General features: G+C 41.7%; 20 protein-coding genes. 10 read left to right on the top strand and 10 right to left on the bottom strand.

Features of this window, described 5'->3' with window-relative positions; genetic code table 11:
- The first annotated feature begins 34 nt into the window (after window positions 1–34).
- The 3 genes from ACYFDN_RS20965 to ttcA all read left to right on the top strand — a co-directional run bounded on the left by ACYFDN_RS20965 (window position 35) and on the right by ttcA (window position 2826).
- Entirely contained in the window at window positions 35–781 is a 747-nt protein-coding gene (locus tag ACYFDN_RS20965) for an FNR family transcription factor (RefSeq protein WP_016401494.1), read from the top strand.
- Window positions 782–916: 135 nt separating this feature from the next.
- A complete protein-coding gene (uspE, locus tag ACYFDN_RS20960; protein WP_016401495.1) occupies window positions 917–1849 on the top strand; it encodes a universal stress protein UspE in 933 nt (310 codons plus the stop codon).
- An 80-nt stretch (window positions 1850–1929) separates the two neighbouring features.
- Complete coding sequence (gene ttcA, locus ACYFDN_RS20955) at window positions 1930–2826, top strand: tRNA 2-thiocytidine(32) synthetase TtcA (RefSeq protein ID WP_483512588.1); 897 nt, start codon at window positions 1930–1932, stop codon at window positions 2824–2826.
- Here the strand turns inward: ttcA and ACYFDN_RS20950 are convergent.
- Together ACYFDN_RS20950 and cobB are read right to left on the bottom strand one after the other, a co-directional pair.
- A complete protein-coding gene (locus tag ACYFDN_RS20950) occupies window positions 2823–3581 on the bottom strand; it encodes a glucosaminidase domain-containing protein (RefSeq protein ID WP_483512587.1) in 759 nt (252 codons plus the stop codon). The two genes, ttcA and ACYFDN_RS20950, sit on opposite strands and share 4 nt — an antisense overlap.
- The gene (gene cobB, locus ACYFDN_RS20945; RefSeq protein WP_483512602.1) at window positions 3578–4297 is read right to left on the bottom strand and encodes a Sir2 family NAD+-dependent deacetylase; all 720 of its coding nucleotides are present in this window, start codon (window positions 4295–4297) and stop codon (window positions 3578–3580) included. The genes ACYFDN_RS20950 and cobB overlap by 4 nt, the downstream gene beginning before the upstream one ends.
- 516 nt (window positions 4298–4813) lie before the next feature.
- Between cobB and ACYFDN_RS20940 the strand changes: the two genes are divergently transcribed.
- The 4 genes from ACYFDN_RS20940 (at window position 4814) to ACYFDN_RS20925 (ending at window position 8972) form a co-directional block, all read left to right on the top strand.
- A complete protein-coding gene (locus ACYFDN_RS20940; RefSeq protein WP_016401499.1) occupies window positions 4814–5839 on the top strand; it encodes an amino acid ABC transporter substrate-binding protein in 1026 nt (341 codons plus the stop codon).
- Between the two features lie 70 nt (window positions 5840–5909).
- Complete coding sequence (locus tag ACYFDN_RS20935; RefSeq protein ID WP_483512585.1) at window positions 5910–7106, top strand: amino acid ABC transporter permease; 1197 nt, start codon at window positions 5910–5912, stop codon at window positions 7104–7106.
- 1 nt (window position 7107) lies between these two features.
- Window positions 7108–8199 carry an amino acid ABC transporter permease gene (locus tag ACYFDN_RS20930; protein ID WP_483512584.1) on the top strand — a complete coding sequence of 364 codons (1092 nt, stop codon included), beginning with the start codon at window positions 7108–7110 and terminating at the stop codon, window positions 8197–8199.
- Between the two features lie 14 nt (window positions 8200–8213).
- Entirely contained in the window at window positions 8214–8972 is a 759-nt protein-coding gene (locus ACYFDN_RS20925) for an amino acid ABC transporter ATP-binding protein (protein ID WP_016401502.1), read from the top strand.
- A gap of 73 nt (window positions 8973–9045) precedes the next feature.
- Here ACYFDN_RS20925 and ihfA read toward each other — a convergent pair whose 3' ends face one another.
- The 7 genes from ihfA to thrS form a co-directional block, all read right to left on the bottom strand.
- Window positions 9046–9339, bottom strand: coding sequence for an integration host factor subunit alpha (ihfA, locus tag ACYFDN_RS20920; RefSeq protein ID WP_016401503.1), 294 nt, complete (start codon window positions 9337–9339; stop codon window positions 9046–9048).
- A 2-nt stretch (window positions 9340–9341) separates the two neighbouring features.
- Window positions 9342–11729 (bottom strand): phenylalanine--tRNA ligase subunit beta, encoded by a 2388-nt coding sequence (gene pheT / locus ACYFDN_RS20915; RefSeq protein WP_483512583.1) that lies wholly within the window; start codon window positions 11727–11729, stop codon window positions 9342–9344.
- Window positions 11730–11741: 12 nt separating this feature from the next.
- Window positions 11742–12722, bottom strand: a complete 981-nt coding sequence (pheS, locus tag ACYFDN_RS20910) for a phenylalanine--tRNA ligase subunit alpha (RefSeq protein ID WP_016401505.1) — start codon at window positions 12720–12722, stop codon at window positions 11742–11744.
- A 259-nt stretch (window positions 12723–12981) separates the two neighbouring features.
- Window positions 12982–13335, bottom strand: coding sequence for a 50S ribosomal protein L20 (gene rplT, locus ACYFDN_RS20905; RefSeq protein WP_016401506.1), 354 nt, complete (start codon window positions 13333–13335; stop codon window positions 12982–12984).
- Between the two features lie 18 nt (window positions 13336–13353).
- Window positions 13354–13551, bottom strand: a complete 198-nt coding sequence (gene rpmI / locus ACYFDN_RS20900; protein WP_016401507.1) for a 50S ribosomal protein L35 — start codon at window positions 13549–13551, stop codon at window positions 13354–13356.
- 100 nt (window positions 13552–13651) lie between these two features.
- Window positions 13652–14194, bottom strand: a complete 543-nt coding sequence (gene infC, locus ACYFDN_RS20895) for a translation initiation factor IF-3 (RefSeq protein ID WP_084681800.1) — start codon at window positions 14192–14194, stop codon at window positions 13652–13654.
- 3 nt (window positions 14195–14197) lie between these two features.
- The gene (thrS, locus tag ACYFDN_RS20890) at window positions 14198–16123 is read right to left on the bottom strand and encodes a threonine--tRNA ligase (protein ID WP_483512581.1); all 1926 of its coding nucleotides are present in this window, start codon (window positions 16121–16123) and stop codon (window positions 14198–14200) included.
- A 206-nt stretch (window positions 16124–16329) separates the two neighbouring features.
- Between thrS and ACYFDN_RS20885 the strand changes: the two genes are divergently transcribed.
- Window positions 16330–16533, top strand: a complete 204-nt coding sequence (locus ACYFDN_RS20885) for a CPXCG motif-containing cysteine-rich protein (RefSeq protein ID WP_152784874.1) — start codon at window positions 16330–16332, stop codon at window positions 16531–16533.
- Here the strand turns inward: ACYFDN_RS20885 and ACYFDN_RS20880 are convergent.
- Window positions 16530–17150 carry a riboflavin synthase subunit alpha gene (locus ACYFDN_RS20880; protein WP_483512580.1) on the bottom strand — a complete coding sequence of 207 codons (621 nt, stop codon included), beginning with the start codon at window positions 17148–17150 and terminating at the stop codon, window positions 16530–16532. The genes ACYFDN_RS20885 and ACYFDN_RS20880 overlap by 4 nt on opposite strands.
- Here ACYFDN_RS20880 and ACYFDN_RS20875 point away from each other — a divergent pair.
- Both ACYFDN_RS20875 and ACYFDN_RS20870 read left to right on the top strand, forming a co-directional pair.
- Window positions 17149–18546, top strand: coding sequence for an MATE family efflux transporter (locus ACYFDN_RS20875; RefSeq protein ID WP_483512578.1), 1398 nt, complete (start codon window positions 17149–17151; stop codon window positions 18544–18546). The genes ACYFDN_RS20880 and ACYFDN_RS20875 overlap by 2 nt on opposite strands.
- Entirely contained in the window at window positions 18543–19535 is a 993-nt protein-coding gene (locus ACYFDN_RS20870) for a DUF3080 family protein (protein WP_483512576.1), read from the top strand. The genes ACYFDN_RS20875 and ACYFDN_RS20870 overlap by 4 nt, the downstream gene beginning before the upstream one ends.
- Window positions 19536–19608: the final 73 nt, after the last annotated feature.

Raw genomic sequence — 19608 nt, 5'->3', positions numbered from 1 at the left:
GAATTGCCTCGAACTCCTATAGCATAGTTTGAGTATGAGCATTAACCCAAAAGCTAGTCAAAGAATCCAAACTGGTGGTTGTGAAATTCACTGCCAAGATTGCAGTATCGCCCAGTTATGTATCCCTTTCTCTCTTAATGAGACAGAGCTAGATCGCTTAGATAGTATTATCGAGCGTAAAAAGCCTATTCAGAAAGGCGAAGAAATATTTGCTGCAGGCGATAAGCTAAAAAGCTTATACGCCATTCGCTCAGGTACAATTAAGTCCTACACCATTACCGAACAAGGTGATGAACAAATTACTGGTTTTCATTTAGCTGGCGACTTAGTTGGCTTTGATGCCATTAATAGCCAAGAGCACCCTAGTTTTGCCCAGGCTCTTGAAACATCAATGGTATGTGAAATTCCTTTCGACACCATGGATGAATTGTCTGCCACAATGCCTAAGTTACGCCGTCAAATGATGCGCCTAATGAGTAATGAGATTGTTGCAGACCAAGAGATGATTTTGCTACTAAGCAAAAAGAATGCTGAAGAACGTTTAGCTGCCTTTATCTATGGTTTATCACAACGCTTTTCGGAGCGAGGGTTCTCTCCAAGAGAATTTCGTCTGACTATGACTCGTGGTGATATCGGTAATTATTTAGGCCTAACCGTAGAAACCATTTCCCGTTTACTTGGTCGTTTCCAAAAAGCAGATATGATTGCGGTAAAAGGTAAGTACATTTCAATTACTGATCGTGACGCCCTACGCCAATTGGCTGGTACTAAACAAAGCTAAGTACCTAATAACACTGACCTGATTTACATCAATCTATCGAAAGAAATCTAGGTCAGTGTTAACTATATCTAATTTATTCCTACCAAATTAAGCTAAAGTTAAGTAGCTATTCCAGAAGATTCTAGGAGCTGCTTTATGATTAAGTATCGTAATATTTTAGTGGTCATCGACCCTCTTCACGACACCCAGGCGGCCTTGTCTCGTGCTGTTTTTCTTGCGCAGAAAGAAGACAAAGCAAAAATCAAAGCTCTACTTACTATTTACGACTTTTCTTACGAGATGACATCCATGTTATCTGGAGAAGAGCGCGAAGCTATGCGTTCAGGAGTGATAGAAGAACGTAATGTTTGGCTAAATGAAGTAATTGCTGCAACAAACACTGCTGGGATAGAAATAGAAACCAAAGTAGTTTGGAACAATCGCTTATACGAGAGTGTCATTGAAGAAGTTCTCGACTTTGGCCACGACCTTGTTGTTAAAGCGACACACCCACACCCTACTTTACAGTCGATTATTTTTACCCCAAACGATTGGCATATTTTGCGTAAATGCCCCACTCCAGTGTTAATGGTAAAAGAACATGACTGGCCAACCGAAGGCAAAATTGTTGCGGCGATCCACGCAGGAGCAGAAGATGAAGAGCATCACAAATTAAACGAGCGAATCGCTAACGAAGCAAAAGACCTAAGTAAGTTGCTAGACGCCAATTTGCATGTGGTAACAGCCTATCCTGCAGCACCGGTAAACATTGCGATAGAGCTGCCAGACTTTGATCCACTTAAGTACAACAAGAATGTCATGGAGTTTCATAAAACGGCTCTTAATAAATTTGTTGAAGAACAATTTGAGCAAGTGGTCACCACACACCTTGAGGAAGGTTTACCTGACGATGTAATCCCTGAAGTAGCAAACGAAATAGATGCAGAAATTGTTATTTTGGGTACCTCAGGTAGAAGCGGGTTTAGTGCTGCACTTATTGGCAATACGGCGGAACACGTTATTGACCAATTAGACTGCGATTTATTGGCGCTTAAACCGCAAAATTTTGTGAGTCCTTTTCAAAAATAGATAAAGCTAAACTGACGTTAAACATTGCTTAAGCAAAGCGGGGTTATATAATAGCCCCGCTTTTTTATTGGGAACACACTATGTCAGTTACAGCAAAACAACAATACAACCACAACAAGCTACAAAAGCGAATTCGACGTCATGTTGGACAAGCTATTGCCGACTACAACATGATTGAAGATGGCGACAAAATAATGGTTTGTTTATCTGGTGGTAAAGACAGTTATGCAATGCTAGACATACTATTAAACCTACGCGCCCATGCTCCGATTAACTTTGATGTGGTTGCTGTCAATTTAGATCAAAAACAACCGGGTTTTCCCGAGCACATTTTGCCCGAATATCTAAAAGGCTTAGATATTGAATTCAAAATCGTAGAAGAAGACACTTATTCAATAGTTAAAGACAAAATACCGGAAGGCAAAACGACTTGCTCACTGTGTTCGCGTTTGCGTAGGGGCATTTTGTATCGAACGGCCACTGAACTAGGAGCGACTAAAATCGCCTTAGGCCATCATCGAGACGACATATTAGAAACTTTATTTTTGAATATGTTCCATGGAGGCAAACTTAAAACCATGCCACCGAAGTTGGTTAGCGATGATGGTAAACATGTGGTTATTCGCCCTATGGCTTATTGTAAAGAAAGCGATATGGAAAAATATGCAGAGCTGAAATCTTTTCCAATCATTCCTTGCAACCTTTGTGGTTCTCAAGAAAACCTACAACGCCAGGCGATTAAGCAAATGCTTAACGATTGGGAAAAGCGTTTTCCCGGAAGAATCGAGTCAATGTTTAGATCGGTACAAAATGTAGTTCCTTCACACCTACTCGACCATCAACAATTCGACTTTAAATCGATAAATCGAGATAGTGGAATCATTGATGGTGGTGATATTGGCTTTGATGCGCCAGAGTTAGAAGACCAGCCAAGCCAACAAAGCCAAGCTGGTATAGTGCAAGTTGTTGAGCTTTAACCTGCGATAATCGGTGTTCGGGTTGGCCAAATGTTTTGGTTAACCCTCATCATTTGCTGTAACTCTTCTACGTAAGCTTCGCCTCTTTCAGAATAACTGCTCAGTTGAGTAGCTAGTCCCATCGCGTTTAATTCTCCGCTAGAGCGTGCCAGATTTCGTTGTTGCTGGAAACCTTTGTAAGCTGGGTGGCTATTTAAGTTATTCATATACACACTCACCGACTCATACACACTATCGAACTTTCTTACTTCGTGGTTAGCCCCATCGTTTCGATTTAAAGGAACTAATCCGCAGCCCTTCTTATAACACCATTGCCCAAATAAGTTATTACCTTCACGGGCAAATCGCGACGTTCCCCAAGCTGATTCATTTGCTGCCTGTGCAAGCACCAAAGCTGGTGGAATAAGGTCTACTTTAACTAATAAGTGTTGAACTTGGGATTTTTCATCCAGCGATGGGTCAACTCGATAGAGTTCTGTAAGCTGAGTTAATGTCTGTTTTTGATTCTTAGAAAGGCTTGAGCCCTTAGCTAACGTTGCAGCTATAGTTTCCACCTCAGAGCGTTGCTGTAATATCTTATTATTGCTTGCTTCAATTAGTGGAGTGATGAAGTCAGTAAAGCTTTGCTTTTTCTGTTGAACATTTTCAATTTCGTGCAGCGGAGGTAAGCTTTGTGACTGTGCTTGCTGCTCTAGGGATTGTTCACAAGCAACTAAAAAAACGGCTACCAATACCGGTAAAATTATTCTTTTCAATTATTAACTCTTAGTTCTGAAGTGAGTTCACTAAGAAACTCAGGTACTAATTCACTGGCTGGGCCGTAATAACGTTCGCCAAATTCGCTCTGCATTTCCGAGGGTTCAAGGTTTAATTCTATAGTGCGCGCATCGTGACTTGCCGCTTCGTGAACAAAACCTCCTGCAGGAAATACATGACCAGATGTTCCGATCGCCATAAATATATCACAGTGGTTCAGCTGGTGATAAATTCTATCTAAACCAATTGGCATTTCGCCAAACCAAACTACATGAGGTCTAAGTCGCGTCGGAAACTGACAGCAAGTGCACAGCACGTCGCTACCTAAGTCTTGCTTCCACACTGTTGTCTGGTTACTGACTGGGCAACGTGCTTTTAGTAACTCACCGTGCATATGTAACACATTCTTACTGCCTGCTCGTTCGTGTAAGTCATCGATATTTTGGGTGATAACCAATAATTCGATGTCTTGATGTTTCTCAAGTTCTGCTAAAGCAAAGTGGGCAGGATTTGGATGAACATTCCCTTCTTGTAGCTGCTTACGACGTAGATTATAAAACTGGTCAACAAAATCAGGAGAGCGTTGATAGGCTTCAGGTGTTGCTACGTCTTCTACTCGATGCTTTTCCCATAGCCCGTCAGAATCTCGAAATGTTTGGATGCCTGACTCAGCAGAAACACCGGCGCCGGTTAAAACAATGACATTTTTTTTCATATTCATCTTCTTTTCTTCAATTTCAGGTAGAAGCTACTATAAATATATAATAAGTCAGCATAAGACCCCATCCTACTTAAGTTGTAACACAGTATTTTACGCCTATTTGTAACTAAGTGTTAACATACTAGCCAGTAGGAATTTCGACATAAAGTAGAATATCTAGTTTCTCCTTCCATACTACGTTTCAAAATCTAACTTTTGCGACATATCTCGCTTTTAGCACTTTTAAGGTAACTAAATCAGGGAATTATCGCTAGCTGTGCTAATCTTGATCTAGCGCAACAAAAACTTGATAAGCCAAAAACTTAAACGGCTTGATACTATATTCATTTATATTGAATAGATTTGCGCTAGTGGTCAGTTATTCGGCATTCTACCGCGATTGCGGTGTTACAATAATGTTGACACCCAATATTTGAATGTTTATGTTGTTATTGGCTCAAATTAGCACTCAAGCAAATTTTTCGAGTGATATACCCCACAATAGAAGACAAACTGTACAGGGAAGAAAACATGTTAAAAAACACGCATATTAAAGCCGCAGTTGCTGCTGTTGCTCTAGCATTTGCTGCTAACGCAAGCGCTGCTGAAGGAACGTTAGACAATGTAAAAAGTAAAGGTTTCTTACAATGTGGCGTTAGTACTGGCTTACCAGGTTTCTCAAACCCAGATGCCGACGGTAACTGGCAAGGCCTTGATGTTGACGTATGTCGCGCAGTAGCTGCAGCCGTTTTAGGTGATGCATCCAAAGTTAAATACACTCCCCTTACTGCGAAAGAGCGCTTTACTGCACTTCAATCAGGCGAAATTGATATTCTTTCTCGTAACACTACTTGGACTCTAACACGCGATAGTTCACTAGGTTTGAACTTTGCTGGTGTTAACTATTATGACGGCCAAGGCTTTATGGTAAGTAAAGAGCTGGGTGTTTCTTCAGCTAAAGAATTAGACGGCGCTGCTGTTTGTATTCAATCAGGTACTACGACTGAACTTAACCTAGCGGATTACTTCCGTGAGCACGGCATGAAATACACTCCTGTTGTGTTTGATACTTCAGACCAAACAGTTAAAGGTTTTGAAGCAGGCCGTTGTGACGTTCTTACTTCAGACCAATCTCAGCTTTATGCACTACGCATTAAACTAGCTAAGCCAGATAGCGCGATGGTATTGCCTGAAATCATTTCTAAAGAGCCTCTTGGCCCAGTTGTTCGTCAAGGTGACGACCAGTGGCTAAACATTGTAAAGTGGTCTCTATTTGCGATGATCAATGCTGAAGAGTATGGCTTAACTTCGGCTAACGCAGACGACATGCTTAAATCTACTAACCCTAACGTTCGTCGTATCTTAGGTTTAGAAGGTCCTAAAGGTAAAGGTTTAGGTCTAGATGACAAATGGGGCTACAACATTGTTAAGCAAGTAGGTAGCTACGGCGAGTCTTTTGAGAAAAATGTTGGTGCAGGTTCTCCACTAGGTATTGCACGTGGTGTTAATGCCCTTTGGAACGACGGCGGCTTCCAATACGCTCCACCAATTCGTTAATTTCTACCTTATTAGAGCAGGGCTTGCCCTGCTCTCTTCGTTTTAATCCTACATTACTAGGTTACATTATATGGCTGCTCATCCTTCCTCAAAGGATAACTCAGCAAATAGTCTTCGTAAGATCTGGTTTGATCCCAACGTAAGAGCGCTAGTTTTCCAAATTATTGTCGTTATCGGTGTTATTGGCTTCTTCTATTACATCATCAGTAACGCGCTTTTCAACTTAGAACAACGTGGCATTACCACTGGTTTTGGTTTCATGAACCAAACCGCAGGCTTCGGCATTATTCAATCATTAGTCGAATACGATGAAAGCCACACTTTTGGTCGAACTTTCGTTGTTGGACTGTTAAATACAATTTTAATATCGATATTAGGTATCATTTTTGCCACCATCCTCGGGTTTATTATGGGTGTGGCTCGATTATCTAGTAACTGGTTAATTTCTAAAGTTGCCACGGTTTACATTGAAACCATGCGCAACATTCCTTTGCTACTTCAAATATTTTTCTGGTACTTTGCAGTGCTTCGGGCTTTGCCAAGCCCTCGACAAAGTGCCCATATAGGCGAAGCGGTTTTCCTCAACGTACGTGGTTTATATATGCCAAGTCCGGTGATGGAAGCTGGGTCTAACATAGTGGTATTTGCTTTTATCGCTGCCATTATCGGTTCGTTCATTATCGCTAAGTGGGCTAAAAAGCGCCAAATGGCTACCGGTCAACCCTTTCCGGTTTTCTCGGTATCAGCAGCTCTAATTGTACTACTGCCACTACTTACATTTTTTGTAATGGGTATGCCTATTTCACTAGATTACCCAGCCTTAAAAGGTTTTAACTTCCAAGGTGGTATGGTTGTTATCCCGGAACTTGCAGCTTTGTTAGTTGCTTTAACGACCTATACAGCTGCGTTTATTGCAGAGATTGTTCGCTCAGGCATTTTAGCGGTTAGTAAAGGTCAAAGTGAAGCAGCTGAATCACTCGGTTTAACTCGAACGCAAGCCTTAAAATTGGTGATTATTCCGCAGGCTATGCGAGTAATTATTCCGCCACTCACCAGCCAATATTTAAACCTTACTAAGAACTCATCATTAGCTACTGCCATTGGTTACCCCGATTTGGTCTCAGTGTTCATGGGAACAACTCTTAACCAAACTGGACAAGCTATTGAAGTTATCGCCTTAACTATGGCGGTTTACTTAACTATCAGTATTACAACTTCAATCTTGATGAACATTTACAACAAGAAAATGGCTTTAGTGGAGCGTTAATATGTCAGAGCATCAATTCAAACCTGATTTAGCTCCACCTAACCTCAGCGTAGGCTTTGTGGGTTGGCTAAAGAAAAATTTGTTTTCCTCATGGATAAACAGCTTTTTTACTCTGTTTATTCTTTATCTAATTGTTCCACCACTAGTATCTGCCATTCAATGGGTGTTCTTAGAAGCAGATTGGATAGGAGATAGCCGAGAGGCTTGTACCAGCGACGGCGCATGTTGGGTGTTTGTAGCAGATCGTTTCTCTCAGCTAATTTACGGCTTCTACCCTTCTGCAGAACGCTGGAGAGTAAATATTGTCTTTGTTACTTTCCTGATACTAATCGCGGCATTGGTATATGAGAAAACACCGCATAAACCAAAAATCGCAATTTTTAGCTTAGTTATCTACCCAGTAATTGTATTTTTCTTGTTACTCGGCGATTCATTTGGCTTACCTAAAGTAGAAACCCACCAATGGGGTGGTTTAATGCTTACTTTGGTATTAGCTATTGTAGGCATTGTAGCGGCCTTGCCATTTGGTATTTTATTAGCGCTTGGGCGTCGTTCTCATATGCCGATAGTGCGAAGCTTTTGTACCATCTACATTGAGTTTTGGCGAGCGGTACCTTTAATCACCGTGTTGTTTATGGCCTCAGTAATGTTACCGCTGTTTGTAGGCTCTGAAGTTGATTTTAATAAGCTACTTCGAGCCATGATCGGTATCATCATGTTCCAGTCAGCCTACATGGCCGAAGTTATTCGCGGTGGTCTACAAGCTATACCAAAAGGTCAGTACGAAGCTGGCGAAGCATTAAATTTAAGCTATTGGCAGTCTATGGGCTTAATCATCTTGCCTCAGGCTTTGAAGATTACCATTCCTTCAATTGTTAATACCTTTATTGCGCTTTTCAAAGATACTAGTCTGGTATTGGTTATCGGATTATTCGATTTATTGGCTATTGGTCAATCTGCATTAGCAGATCCAGAATGGCTTGGTTTTTCCACAGAAATGTACGTATTTATCGCTTTTGTATTTTGGGTGTTCTGTTTCGGTATGTCTCGCTATTCGATTCATCTTGAGAAGAAACTACACACAGGACATTAATAAGGAAATTTTACATGACATCTAATCAAACAAACCCTGAAGTAGTTATTCAGCTCAAGGGAATGAACAAATGGTACGGTGAGTTTCACGTACTAAAAGACTTAGATCTTACCGTAGCCAAAGGCGAAAAAATTGTTATTTGTGGCCCTTCTGGTTCGGGCAAATCGACCATGATTCGCTGTATTAACCGCTTAGAAGAGCACCAAAAAGGCGACATCATTGTTAACGGCACCGAGCTACAGAGTGATCTCAAAAGTATTGAAACGGTGAGAAGTGACGTGGGAATGTGTTTCCAACACTTCAATCTATTCCCTCACCTAACCGTTTTGCAAAACTGCTGCTTAGCGCCAATTTGGGTGAAAAAGATCCCTAAGGCAGAAGCAGAAGCCACAGCAATGAAATACTTAGAGCGGGTTAAAATCCCAGAGCAAGCTGATAAGTACCCTGGGCAGCTTTCAGGTGGTCAGCAGCAACGTGTGGCTATCGCTCGAAGCTTATGTATGAATCCATCCATTATGTTGTTTGACGAACCTACTTCGGCACTCGATCCAGAAATGGTTCGTGAAGTACTAGATGTAATGGTTGAACTGGCGAACGAAGGTATGACCATGCTTTGTGTAACTCACGAAATGGGCTTTGCTAAACAAGTCGCAGACCGTGTGATATTCATGGACAGAGGTGAAATCATTGAAGAGAATGAGCCGGTAGAATTCTTTGAGAATCCTCAGTCAGACAGAACAAAACTGTTCTTGAGCCAGATTCTTAATCACTAGAATTTAGTAACTTAAAAAATTGAAGTAAAAGAAAAGGAAGCCAACTGGCTTCCTTTTTTATGTCCTAAATATTCTATTTAGGCTCGGCGTTCTCTACCCTACTCTTGAGCTTTTGCCCAGGACGGAAGGTGACTACTCGACGCGCAGAGATGGGGATATCTTCACCCGTTTTCGGATTACGACCAGGGCGTTGATTTTTCTCCCTTAGGTCAAAGTTACCGAAGCCGGAAATTTTGACTTGTTCCCCACTTTCCAAAGCCACCCGTATTTCTTCAAAAAAAGCTTCTACCACTTCTTTAGACTCTCTTTTGCTAAAGCCTAAGTTTTCAAATAAATTTTCTGCCAGGTCAGCTTTAGTTAATGCCATAACTAGTCCCTCAAGGATGCGTCAAACTCTGTACGTAACGCCTCTACAATGGTGTCAACTGTAGCGGCAATCTCTTTTTCTTCAAGGGTACGGCTTTGCTCTTGCAAGGTTAAACTGATAGCAATACTCTGCATATCGTCTGCAATGCCTTTCCCTTTGTATACATCGAATAAGTTTACGCCAACTAATTGATTTCCGCCAACTTTCTTAATGCAATTTAATAAATCGCTAGCTTTTACCTGCTGCGATACCAGTAAAGCAAGGTCGCGACGGTTTGCTGGGAACTTAGAAACTGGCTGGGCATCTGGCAATTTGCGTTGAGTAACGGCGTCTAATACCAATTCGAATACAAATATCTTACCGCTCAAGCCAAACGCTTTAAGATGCTGAGGATGCAAAGCACCAACGTAACCAACCACTTCTCCGTTGCGCAAAATGTTAGCTGCTTGTCCAGGATGTAAGGCTGGGTTTTGAGTAGCTTCAAAGCTAAAAGAGCCTGCATCAACAGTTTGCTGAATAAGCGCTTCTACATCACCTTTGATATCGAAGAAATCGAGTTCTCGCTCAGTGGTGTTCCAAGCTTCTTGATTAGCATTACCACTAATTACGCCTGCAAGCATTGGAGTTTGGCTAACACCGTTTTCAGCATTTTGGTCAGGAACAAAACGTAAACCTGACTCAAAAACTCGAACACGAGATTGCTGGCGCTTTTGGTTGTAAGAAACCGTGTCTAACAACCCGGTTAACAAGCTTAAGCGCATTACCGACATTTCTACAGAAATTGGGTGTGGCAATACCATTGTTTCTTGCTGTGGGTGCAACAGTTGTTGACGCTTAGGGTCAACAAAGCTGTAAGTCACTGCTTCTTGGTAGCCACGGGCGCAAAGTAACTGACGCAACTTAGTTGCTGGCAGTTCAACTTCTTGATGTTGACTCATTTTTAATGAAGCAACTGGAGAAACATTTGGAATGTTGTTGTAACCGTAAATACGAGCAACTTCTTCGATTAGGTCTTCTTCGATGTCCATATCAAAACGATAGCTTGGTGCAGTCGCGTCCCAACCTTGCTCTGTTTCTGTTACCGACATACCTAAGCGAGTAAGGATTTCACTAACTTGCTGTTTAGCGAAGCTATAACCGACAACTTTTTCTAAACGCGCGTGGCGTAGAGTAATTGTCTTCGCTTTAGGTAATTTAGTTTGGTCACCAGACTCAACGACTGGGCCAACTTCTCCGCCACAAATTTCAACAAGAAGTTGAGTAGCGCGCTCGATAGCTTGGTTTTGTAGTTGGTAATCTACGCCTCGCTCATAACGGTGTGATGAGTCTGTATGCAAACCATACTGTCTGGCTCTACCAGTAATTGCTAACTTACTGAAGAAAGCACACTCTAAGAAAATGTCTTGGCTAGTTTCAGTTACACCAGTTTTCTCGCCACCAAAAATCCCCGCCATTGCAATTGGACCAGTTTGGTCACAAATAGCTAAGGTGTTTTCTTTAAGCTCAACTTCATTACCGTCGAGTAAAACCAGTTTTTCACCATCGTTAGCTAAACGTACATCAATAGAGCCTGTTAGCTTCGCTAAATCAAAGGCATGCATAGGTTGCCCTTGCTCAATTAACACGTAATTGGTGATATCTACAACCGGATCGATTGAGCGAATACCACTGCGACGCAGACGTTCTTGCATCCATAACGGTGTAGCTGCTTTTACATCTACGCCTTTAATTACGCGACCTAAATAACGTGGGCATTGTTCGGTAGCTTCAACATTTACAGTAAACGTGTCGTTGATTGTTACTTCAGCGTTTTGCCATTGTGGTTCTGCTACGTCTAACTGATTTAGTACACCAACTTCTCTTGCTAAACCACGTAGGCTTAAACAATCTGCGCGGTTAGGCGTTAAATCTACTTCAATGATTACATCATCTAGCTTTAAGTAGTCACGTAAGTCGGCACCAATTGGAGCATCACTCGGCAATTCCATAATACCGTCGGATTCGTCACTAATGCCCAGTTCACTGTAGGCGCAAAGCATGCCATGAGAAGGTTGCCCACGTAACTTTGCTTTTTTGATTTTAAAGTCGCCCGGTAACACTGCACCAACAGTTGCAACGGCTACTTTTAGACCTTGTCGGCAGTTTGGTGCGCCACAAACAATATCGAGTAACTCTTCAGCGCCAATATTGATTTTAGTAACACGAAGTTTATCTGCATCTGGATGTTGGCCACATTCAACCACTTCGCCAATAACTACACCGTTAAAATCAGCCGCTACCGGCTCTATGCCGTCAACTTCCAGGCCGGCCATAGTAATTTGTTCTGCTAACTCGTCGCGAGAATTGCTAGGGTTAACCCACTCTCTTAGCCAGGATTCACTAAATTTCATCTCAATTAACCCTTAATTAAATTGTTTTAGGAAACGTAAATCGTTTTCGAAGAATGAACGTAAATCGTTAACGCCATAGCGCAACATGGTTAAACGCTCTACACCCATGCCAAAGGCAAAACCGGTATATTCTTCAGGGTCAATGTTTACTGCACGTAATACATTTGGGTGTACCATCCCGCAGCCCAAAACTTCTAACCAACCATTCTTACCTAATACATCCACTTCGGCTGATGTTTCGGTAAACGGGAAATATGACGGACGAAAACGTACTTGCATGTCTTCTTCAAAGAAATTTTGCAAGAAATCGTACAACACACCTTTTAACTCGGTGAAGTTAACGTTTTTATCTACCATCAAGCCTTCTACTTGATGGAACATAGGAGTGTGTGTTTGGTCGTAGTCGTTACGGTAAACACGTCCAGGAGAGATAATTCTAATTGGTGGTTTTTCCGTCTCCATGGTTCGGATTTGGACACCCGATGTTTGAGTACGTAGTACCAGATTAGGATTAAAATAGAACGTATCGTGGTCAGCACGCGCTGGGTGGTGCTCTGGAATGTTTAAGGCATCAAAGTTATGGAAACCATCTTCGATCTCCGGACCAGATTTAACCTGGAAACCCAACTCGCCAAAAAACGTTTGAATACGTTCAATTGTTCGAGTTACCGGATGTAAACCACCAATCTCATCGGTACGGCCTGGTAGCGTTACATCTACGGTTTCCGCCGCCAATTTAGCGTTTAATTCTTGCTGAACCAATAATTCGCGCTTTTGATTCAATGCTTCTTGGATAGCTTGTTTAGCTTGGTTAATAAGTTGACCAGCTTGAGGACGCTCTTCAGGCGATAATTTGCCAAGTCCCTGTAGCTGTTTAGTCATTAACCCTTTTTTACCTAGGTATTCTACGCGAACGGTATCGAGTTCGTTAATCGCAGAAGCTGCTTCTATGTGAGTCTTCGCCTGATTGATTAGCGCATCAAGATCTAGCATGATTTCCTCATATTCCACCAAGGGAACGGCTGATTTTTAGTGTTTAATAAGACCGGAAATAGTACTTTAATGAGTCGCTGATGGCTAGCGCGGAAGCTTGTTTGCTAAGGATTTTTATAGGAGTTTGTTGGGTATTTGAGCAGACGCTAAAATGTAATGGAAGTTGATGCTTTAACTTGGTGGGATTAACGCCAAATTTGTTGAAAAAATGGTAATAAAAAAGGGAGCCTAAGCTCCCTTTTCACAAACTTGATAAAACTTATAAAGCAGCTTTTGCTTTTTCTACCAATACTGTGAATGCTGCTTTATCAAAAACAGCAATATCAGCTAGGATCTTACGATCGATTTCGATAGATGCTTTTTTAAGTCCGTCAATGAAACGGCTGTAAGACAAACCATTTTGACGAGAAGCAGCATTGATACGTGCAATCCATAATTGACGGAATTGACGTTTACGCTGACGACGGTCACGGTAAGCGTATTGACCCGCTTTAATTACCGCTTGGAAGGCTACGCGATAAACACGTGAACGTGCTCCGTAGTAACCTTTGGCTTGTTTTAAGACTTTCTTATGACGTGCACGTGCTTGTACACCGCGTTTAACTCTGGCCATTCTTAATTTCCTCTAAACTTATGCGTACGGCAACATGCGAACAATTGATGCAACATCAGATGCAGCAATCATACCCTTCGGACGAAGGTGACGTTTTACCTTAGTACGGCGCTTAGTCAGGATGTGACGAAGACCAGCTTGTTTGTATTTAAAACCACCAGAAGCAGTTTTCTTAAAGCGCTTAGCTGCGCCTTTATTCGATTTCATTTTTGGCATTTACATGCACTCCGCATTGCGAGTTTAACAACATATAACTAAAGGCGAACAAAAACAGCTTACTCGTTAAAGTAAGCTGTTTGTTACTTGGATGCCTTAGTTACTTCTTTTTAGGGCCTAACACCATAACAGCTTGGCGACCTTCCATTTTTGGAAAAGCTTCCACAACTGCTAGTTCTTCTAAATCACCTTTAATGCGATTTAAAAGATCAAAGCCTAAGCTTTGGTGTGCCATTTCACGACCACGGAAACGTAGCGTTACTTTAGCTTTATTACCCTCTTCTAGAAAGCGAACCAGGTTGCGTAGTTTTACCTGATAGTCGCCTTCGTCAGTTCCAGGTCGGAATTTTATTTCCTTAACCTGAATCTGTTTTTGCTTCTTCTTCTGTTCTTTTACAGATTTACTCTTTTCGTAAATGAACTTACCGTAATCCATGACCCGACAAACAGGTGGTTCAGCATTCGGACTAATTTCAACTAAATCAACGCCAGATTCTTCGGCTATGTTTAGCGCTTCATTCAAACTTACAATGCCGATGGACTCGCCATCTAAGCCATTAAGGCGTACTTCTTGAGCTTGAATTTCTTCATTTATCTTATGTGCTCTTGCAGCTTGTTGCTGACCACGTCTTCCGGTTTTTATAATTTATACCTCAATACAATTATTGTCACGATTGGTGATTTCTTGCTTAACTTGCTCAACAAACTTGTCAACTGCAAATTTGCCTAAGTCATCACCCTTACGAGTTCTAACCGCAACCTCATTACTTTCGACTTCTTTATCGCCGACAACTAACAAATAAGGAATACGCTTTAGAGTATGTTCGCGGATTTTAAAGCCTATCTTCTCATTTCTCAAGTCCGCAATGGCTCTAATGCCCTGTTTATTTAATTTTTTTACTACTTGATGGACAAAATCAGCCTGTTTATCGGTAATATTCATGACAACAACCTGTCGAGGAGCTAACCAAGTTGGGAAGAAGCCAGAATATTCCTCTGTCAAAATACCAATAAAGCGTTCAAGTGAACCTAAAATGGCGCGGTGAATCATTACTGGTACATGGCGTTCATTGTCTTCTCCAACAAATGAGGCAGACAAACGGCCTGGCATCGAGAAATCTAACTGAACAGTACCACATTGCCATGCTCTATCTAGGCAATCGTGGAGTGTGAATTCAATTTTAGGGCCGTAAAACGCACCTTCACCCGGCAAGTAAGAAAACTCGATACCTTTTGATGTTAATGCATCAGCCAGGGCTTTTTCAGATTTATCCCAAGTTTCATCGTCACCTACTCGCTGCTCTGGACGAGTAGAGAGTTTTACTTCAACCTCTTCAAAGCCGAAGGTTTTGTATGTTTCGTAAACCATGTCGATACACGAAGCTACTTCATCTTGAATTTGGTCTTCAGTACAGAAGATGTGTGCATCATCTTGGGTAAAGCCGCGCACACGCATCAAACCATGTAAAGAACCAGATGGTTCGTTACGGTGACAAGAACCAAACTCAGCCATGCGCAACGGTAGATCACGGTAAGACTTCAAACCTTGGTTAAAGATTTGAATATGACCCGGACAGTTCATTGGCTTAACAGCGTATTCACGGCTTTCTGACTGAGTAGTAAACATTGCATCTGAATACTTATCCCAGTGTCCTGATTGCTCCCACAAACTACGATCCATAATTTGCGGCGCTTTTACTTCTTGATAATCGTACTTAGTTAACTGCTCACGTACATAAGTTTCTAACTGACGGAAAATAGTCCAACCAGAGTCATGCCAGAACACCATACCTGGTGCTTCTTCTTGCATGTGGTAAAGGTCTAGCTGCTTACCAATTTTACGGTGGTCGCGCTTAGCGGCTTCTTCAAGACGTTTTAAGTATGCAGCTAGTTGTTTTTTATCTGCCCATGCGGTGCCATATACACGTTGCAACATTTTGTTTTTGCTATCGCCACGCCAATATGCACCAGCTACTTTCATCAATTTAAAATGATGACAGAACTTCATGTTAGGTACGTGTGGACCGCGACACATGTCTACATATTCTTCGTGATGGTAAAGCCCAGGAGTGGCACTTGCCTCAATACCTTCGATAATCTCGAGCTTGTATGGTTCTTCGCGTTGTTCAAATACCGCTTTTGCTTCCGCTAGAGGCACTGTCTTTTTAACTACATCGTAGTTAGTTTTAGCCAGTGCTTTCATGCGTTTTTCAAGATTCTCAATATCTTCTTGAGTAAGCGAATGCTCTAAATCGATATCGTAGTAAAAGCCATTATCAATAGTAGGACCAATAGCCATTTTAGTTTCAGGCCACATTTGTTTAATGGCATGCCCCAATAAGTGAGCACAAGAGTGACGAATGATTTCTAAACCATCTTCGTCTTTAGCGGTGATAATCGCTACTTGAGCATCTTCAGATATAAGTTCACAGGCATCTACACGTTCACCGTTTACACGGCCAGCAATACACGCTTTAGCTAAGCCTGGGCCGATATCGGCTGCGATATCCATAGTTGAAACTGGGTTTTCGAATTGACGTTGACTACCGTCAGGAAGAGTAATAACTGGCATATTTATCCTTGCTCATACAGTGGTGATGCCTACCAAACATCACATGATTTAGTCGATAAAATTGAGTACTTAATGCACTTAAAAGATGGGCAATATTAAAGGTCTGAGCAGATAACTTCAATAGCTTATGGTTTATTGATCTTGATACTCGTTGATCTCACCAATTTGAACCATAATTAGACAGTGGACATATTGGAGTTGTTGTTATGAAAAACTATGTCGAAAAAATGATTTCTTGCCCAACCTGTGGTCACCACACTCCCCTTATTATGGATGCGAGTAACGGTGACCAAGACTTTTATGAAGACTGTCGAGTATGTTGTAACCCAATACACTGTCGTTTACAGGTTGATGAAAGCAACGATAAATTATTGGCCTTTGTAGACGCCGACGACGAGCAGTACTTTTAACTTAACCAACGTTTTAAGTCACCGCTTACCGCCAAGTTTTTGATGGTATCAATCGCTGTCTGAGTTGCGCTGTCTATTTCAATATTTACTAAATCATTTACTTGCTTGTCACCTAGGGTAGTAACCCGCAAGGTTTCGGGAATAATGTGCAGCCAGAACCCCTGCTCACTCAGTTTTCCAACCGTTAAACTGGCGCCGTCAACACACACAAAGCCCTTATAGATAACATAATCGCGCCACGCCTTATCTAAGGCTAGATGAATAGCTAAGTTGTTCTCTGTTGGTAACAACTCAATTATTTTAGCAGTACTATGAATATGGCCAGAGACAAGGTGACCACCAATTTCGTCCCCTACCTTCGCTGCGCGTTCAATATTTACTAAATCCCCTTCTTTTATTGTGCCTAAGTTTGTTAGACTTAGCGTTTCTTGAATCAAGTCGAATTGAACACCTTGTTCGCTAATGCTTACCACCGTTAAACAAGTTCCGTTTACGGCCACACTAGCGCCTATTTTCAAGCCTTCGGTATCCGCTAAATCAACCCAGAGCTGCATAAATCCTGGTGATAACTCGACTTTGACTACTTTTCTTTTATTCTGAACAATTCCGGTGAACATGAAGCATTTTTTCCTGGGTTTTAAACAACGATTTTCCAAAGAGTGTTTTGCCATACTGCGGCTAGCAGGGCCAATTGTAGTTGCTCAACTTACCATAACCGGTATGAGTTTTGTTGATACGATTATGGCAGGCTCGGTAAGCCCTACCGATTTAGCCGCTGTGGCTGTTGCCGCTAGCTTTTTTAACCCAATTATTTTGTTACTACAAGGCATATTAATGGCTGTTACGCCTCTAGTTGCCTATCAAATCGGTGCAAAACAAGCTCATAGGGGCGGCAACATATTTCGCCAAGCATTGGTGATTTCGATGTTTCTTGCCGCTGCTGCTTGGGCCATTTTATGGTTTGCGCCTAATGTTTTTAACATTATGGATGTCGAAGAGCAGCTAGTTGGTCTAACAAAACAATACTTGTATTTTGTTAGTTTTGGATTGCCTGCTTTTGCTTTATACCAAGTATTGCGAGGGGTTAACGAGGCCTGCTCAAACATTAAAGCCATTATGATCATTGGCATAATGGGCTTGCTAATAAACATCCCGATTAACTACATCTTTATTAATGGTTTGTTTGGCATGCCAAAACTGGGTGGCGCCGGCTGTGGTGTTGCCACGGCAATGGTTAATTGGTTCATGGCTGTAGCCATGTTGATTTACGCCACCAGAAGTAAAACCTTATTACCACTTAACTTGTTTGAACGATATCAAGGGATTGATTGGCCAATCGTATCGCGAATATTCAAATTAGGTTTGCCAATTGGCGGCGCCATATTTTTTGAAGTAACGCTGTTCTCTATGATTGCTTTGCTGTTATCGCCACTTGGCGCAGACATTGTAGCTGCTCACCAGATTGCGCTTAACTTCACCTCAATGGTATTTATGTTGCCATTAAGCATTGGCATCGCACTTACTATTCGTGTTGGCAATTTTATGGGTGAAAAGTCGCTAGATAAAGCACAAGTGTGCGCCTATAGCGGAATTATACTTTCCATTATTATTACCTTGTTTATAGCTACCGCAACTATCGTATTTCGTCACGACATTATCGCTTGGTACACAGAAAACACCACCGTAGCTGCCATTGCAGCTCCACTATTTTTGTTAGCGGCCACCTATCAGCTATCAGATTCAATGCAGGTATGTTGCGCCGGTGCGCTTAGGGGTTATCAAGATACTCGTTTCATTTTAATCGTTACCCTAATTAGTTTTTGGCCAATTGGCTTAGGTGTTGGATCTATACTTACATTTACTGATTATTTAACCGAAGAGCCAATGGGAGTGATCGGTTTCTGGATAGCCATAGTACTAGCACTAACTGCCTGCGCTATTGGTTTGTGCTGGCGACTAATTTGGGCGAGCAATAACCCAGACAAACTTCACTTAATAAATAAGGAAGCATGAGCAAAAAACAGCTTGTTGTTTACTCATTTTTAGCACTGGGTATAGGTGCATTTTCTTATGGGCTAATTTATTGGCAAAAGCCGCTTAGTGAGCGGCTTTTTCAAGACTATAGCTCTAGGTTAAATAGAGTGCTTTCCATTTCAATAAAGGCTCCGAAACAAACACCTTCACTTCCACAAATTTATTGGCGGGACTACTTAAAAAAAGAGCCAGCGTTATCACTATCACTGCTAGACAGCATTACCCTTAAACACTGCGGATTAGACCAACTGGTTTTCGAGAAGAATTCGAGCTTAGGTAAACATGCTAGTGCCGACTACACGCTGGTTTGGCATATTGATTTGATAAGCGGGCTACAAACTTGCTTAGCCAACAACCACATAGATGCTCAGCTAAAAGCCTCGCTACAGCACATACTCGATACAAAACGTGCAGCAATTAATGTTTACTGGCACAACTTTTTGGTTAACGAACTAAGCATTAGGCACTTGTGGTCTAGCCAACAAGCTATTGGCAAAAATCCGCTTCCTTCCTACCGAGCGCTTGCTACAAACTTAACAGAGTTAAGCCACATACACGGTGAGCTGGTCACCAGCCACAGCATAAACAAGAAACAACTTCTGCAGTTAAGTGAAAAGCTGCAAAAAGGCGTAACTATTTTGGCTCTCCTTCAAGAGCTTAATGCAACTAGTGCTTGGCTTAACAAGGTCACCATGGCGCTAGATGCTCGTCAATTCTCCTGCCAAGAAAGCAAAGCCGATTACGATATCTTACGCAATATTCTAACTAACGTTTATGCAGTAAAGGTGCAAGACTACCTTGCTGAGCTCGATCAAAGTGCCAATGCAGTTATAAATTCTTTGTCTCCACTAATGCAGCAGTCACACGCCGAACTGTTAGCACGCGCAAGCACTATACATTTAGAATTTAAACAAGCTAACCGCAAACACGTAAAACAATGGAAGCAAATACTCGATAGCTGTACGTGAGTTTAAAGCAACATCTTTTGATGCTTTTGAGTTTGTTTATGCTAATTACAGAAACACTGTTTAATCATTGAAC

The sequence above is a fragment of the Agarivorans sp. D1326 genome, from assembly GCF_056958115.1.
Note: the sequence above shows the minus strand (reverse complement) of the source record. Positions and strands in the feature narration are given on the sequence as shown.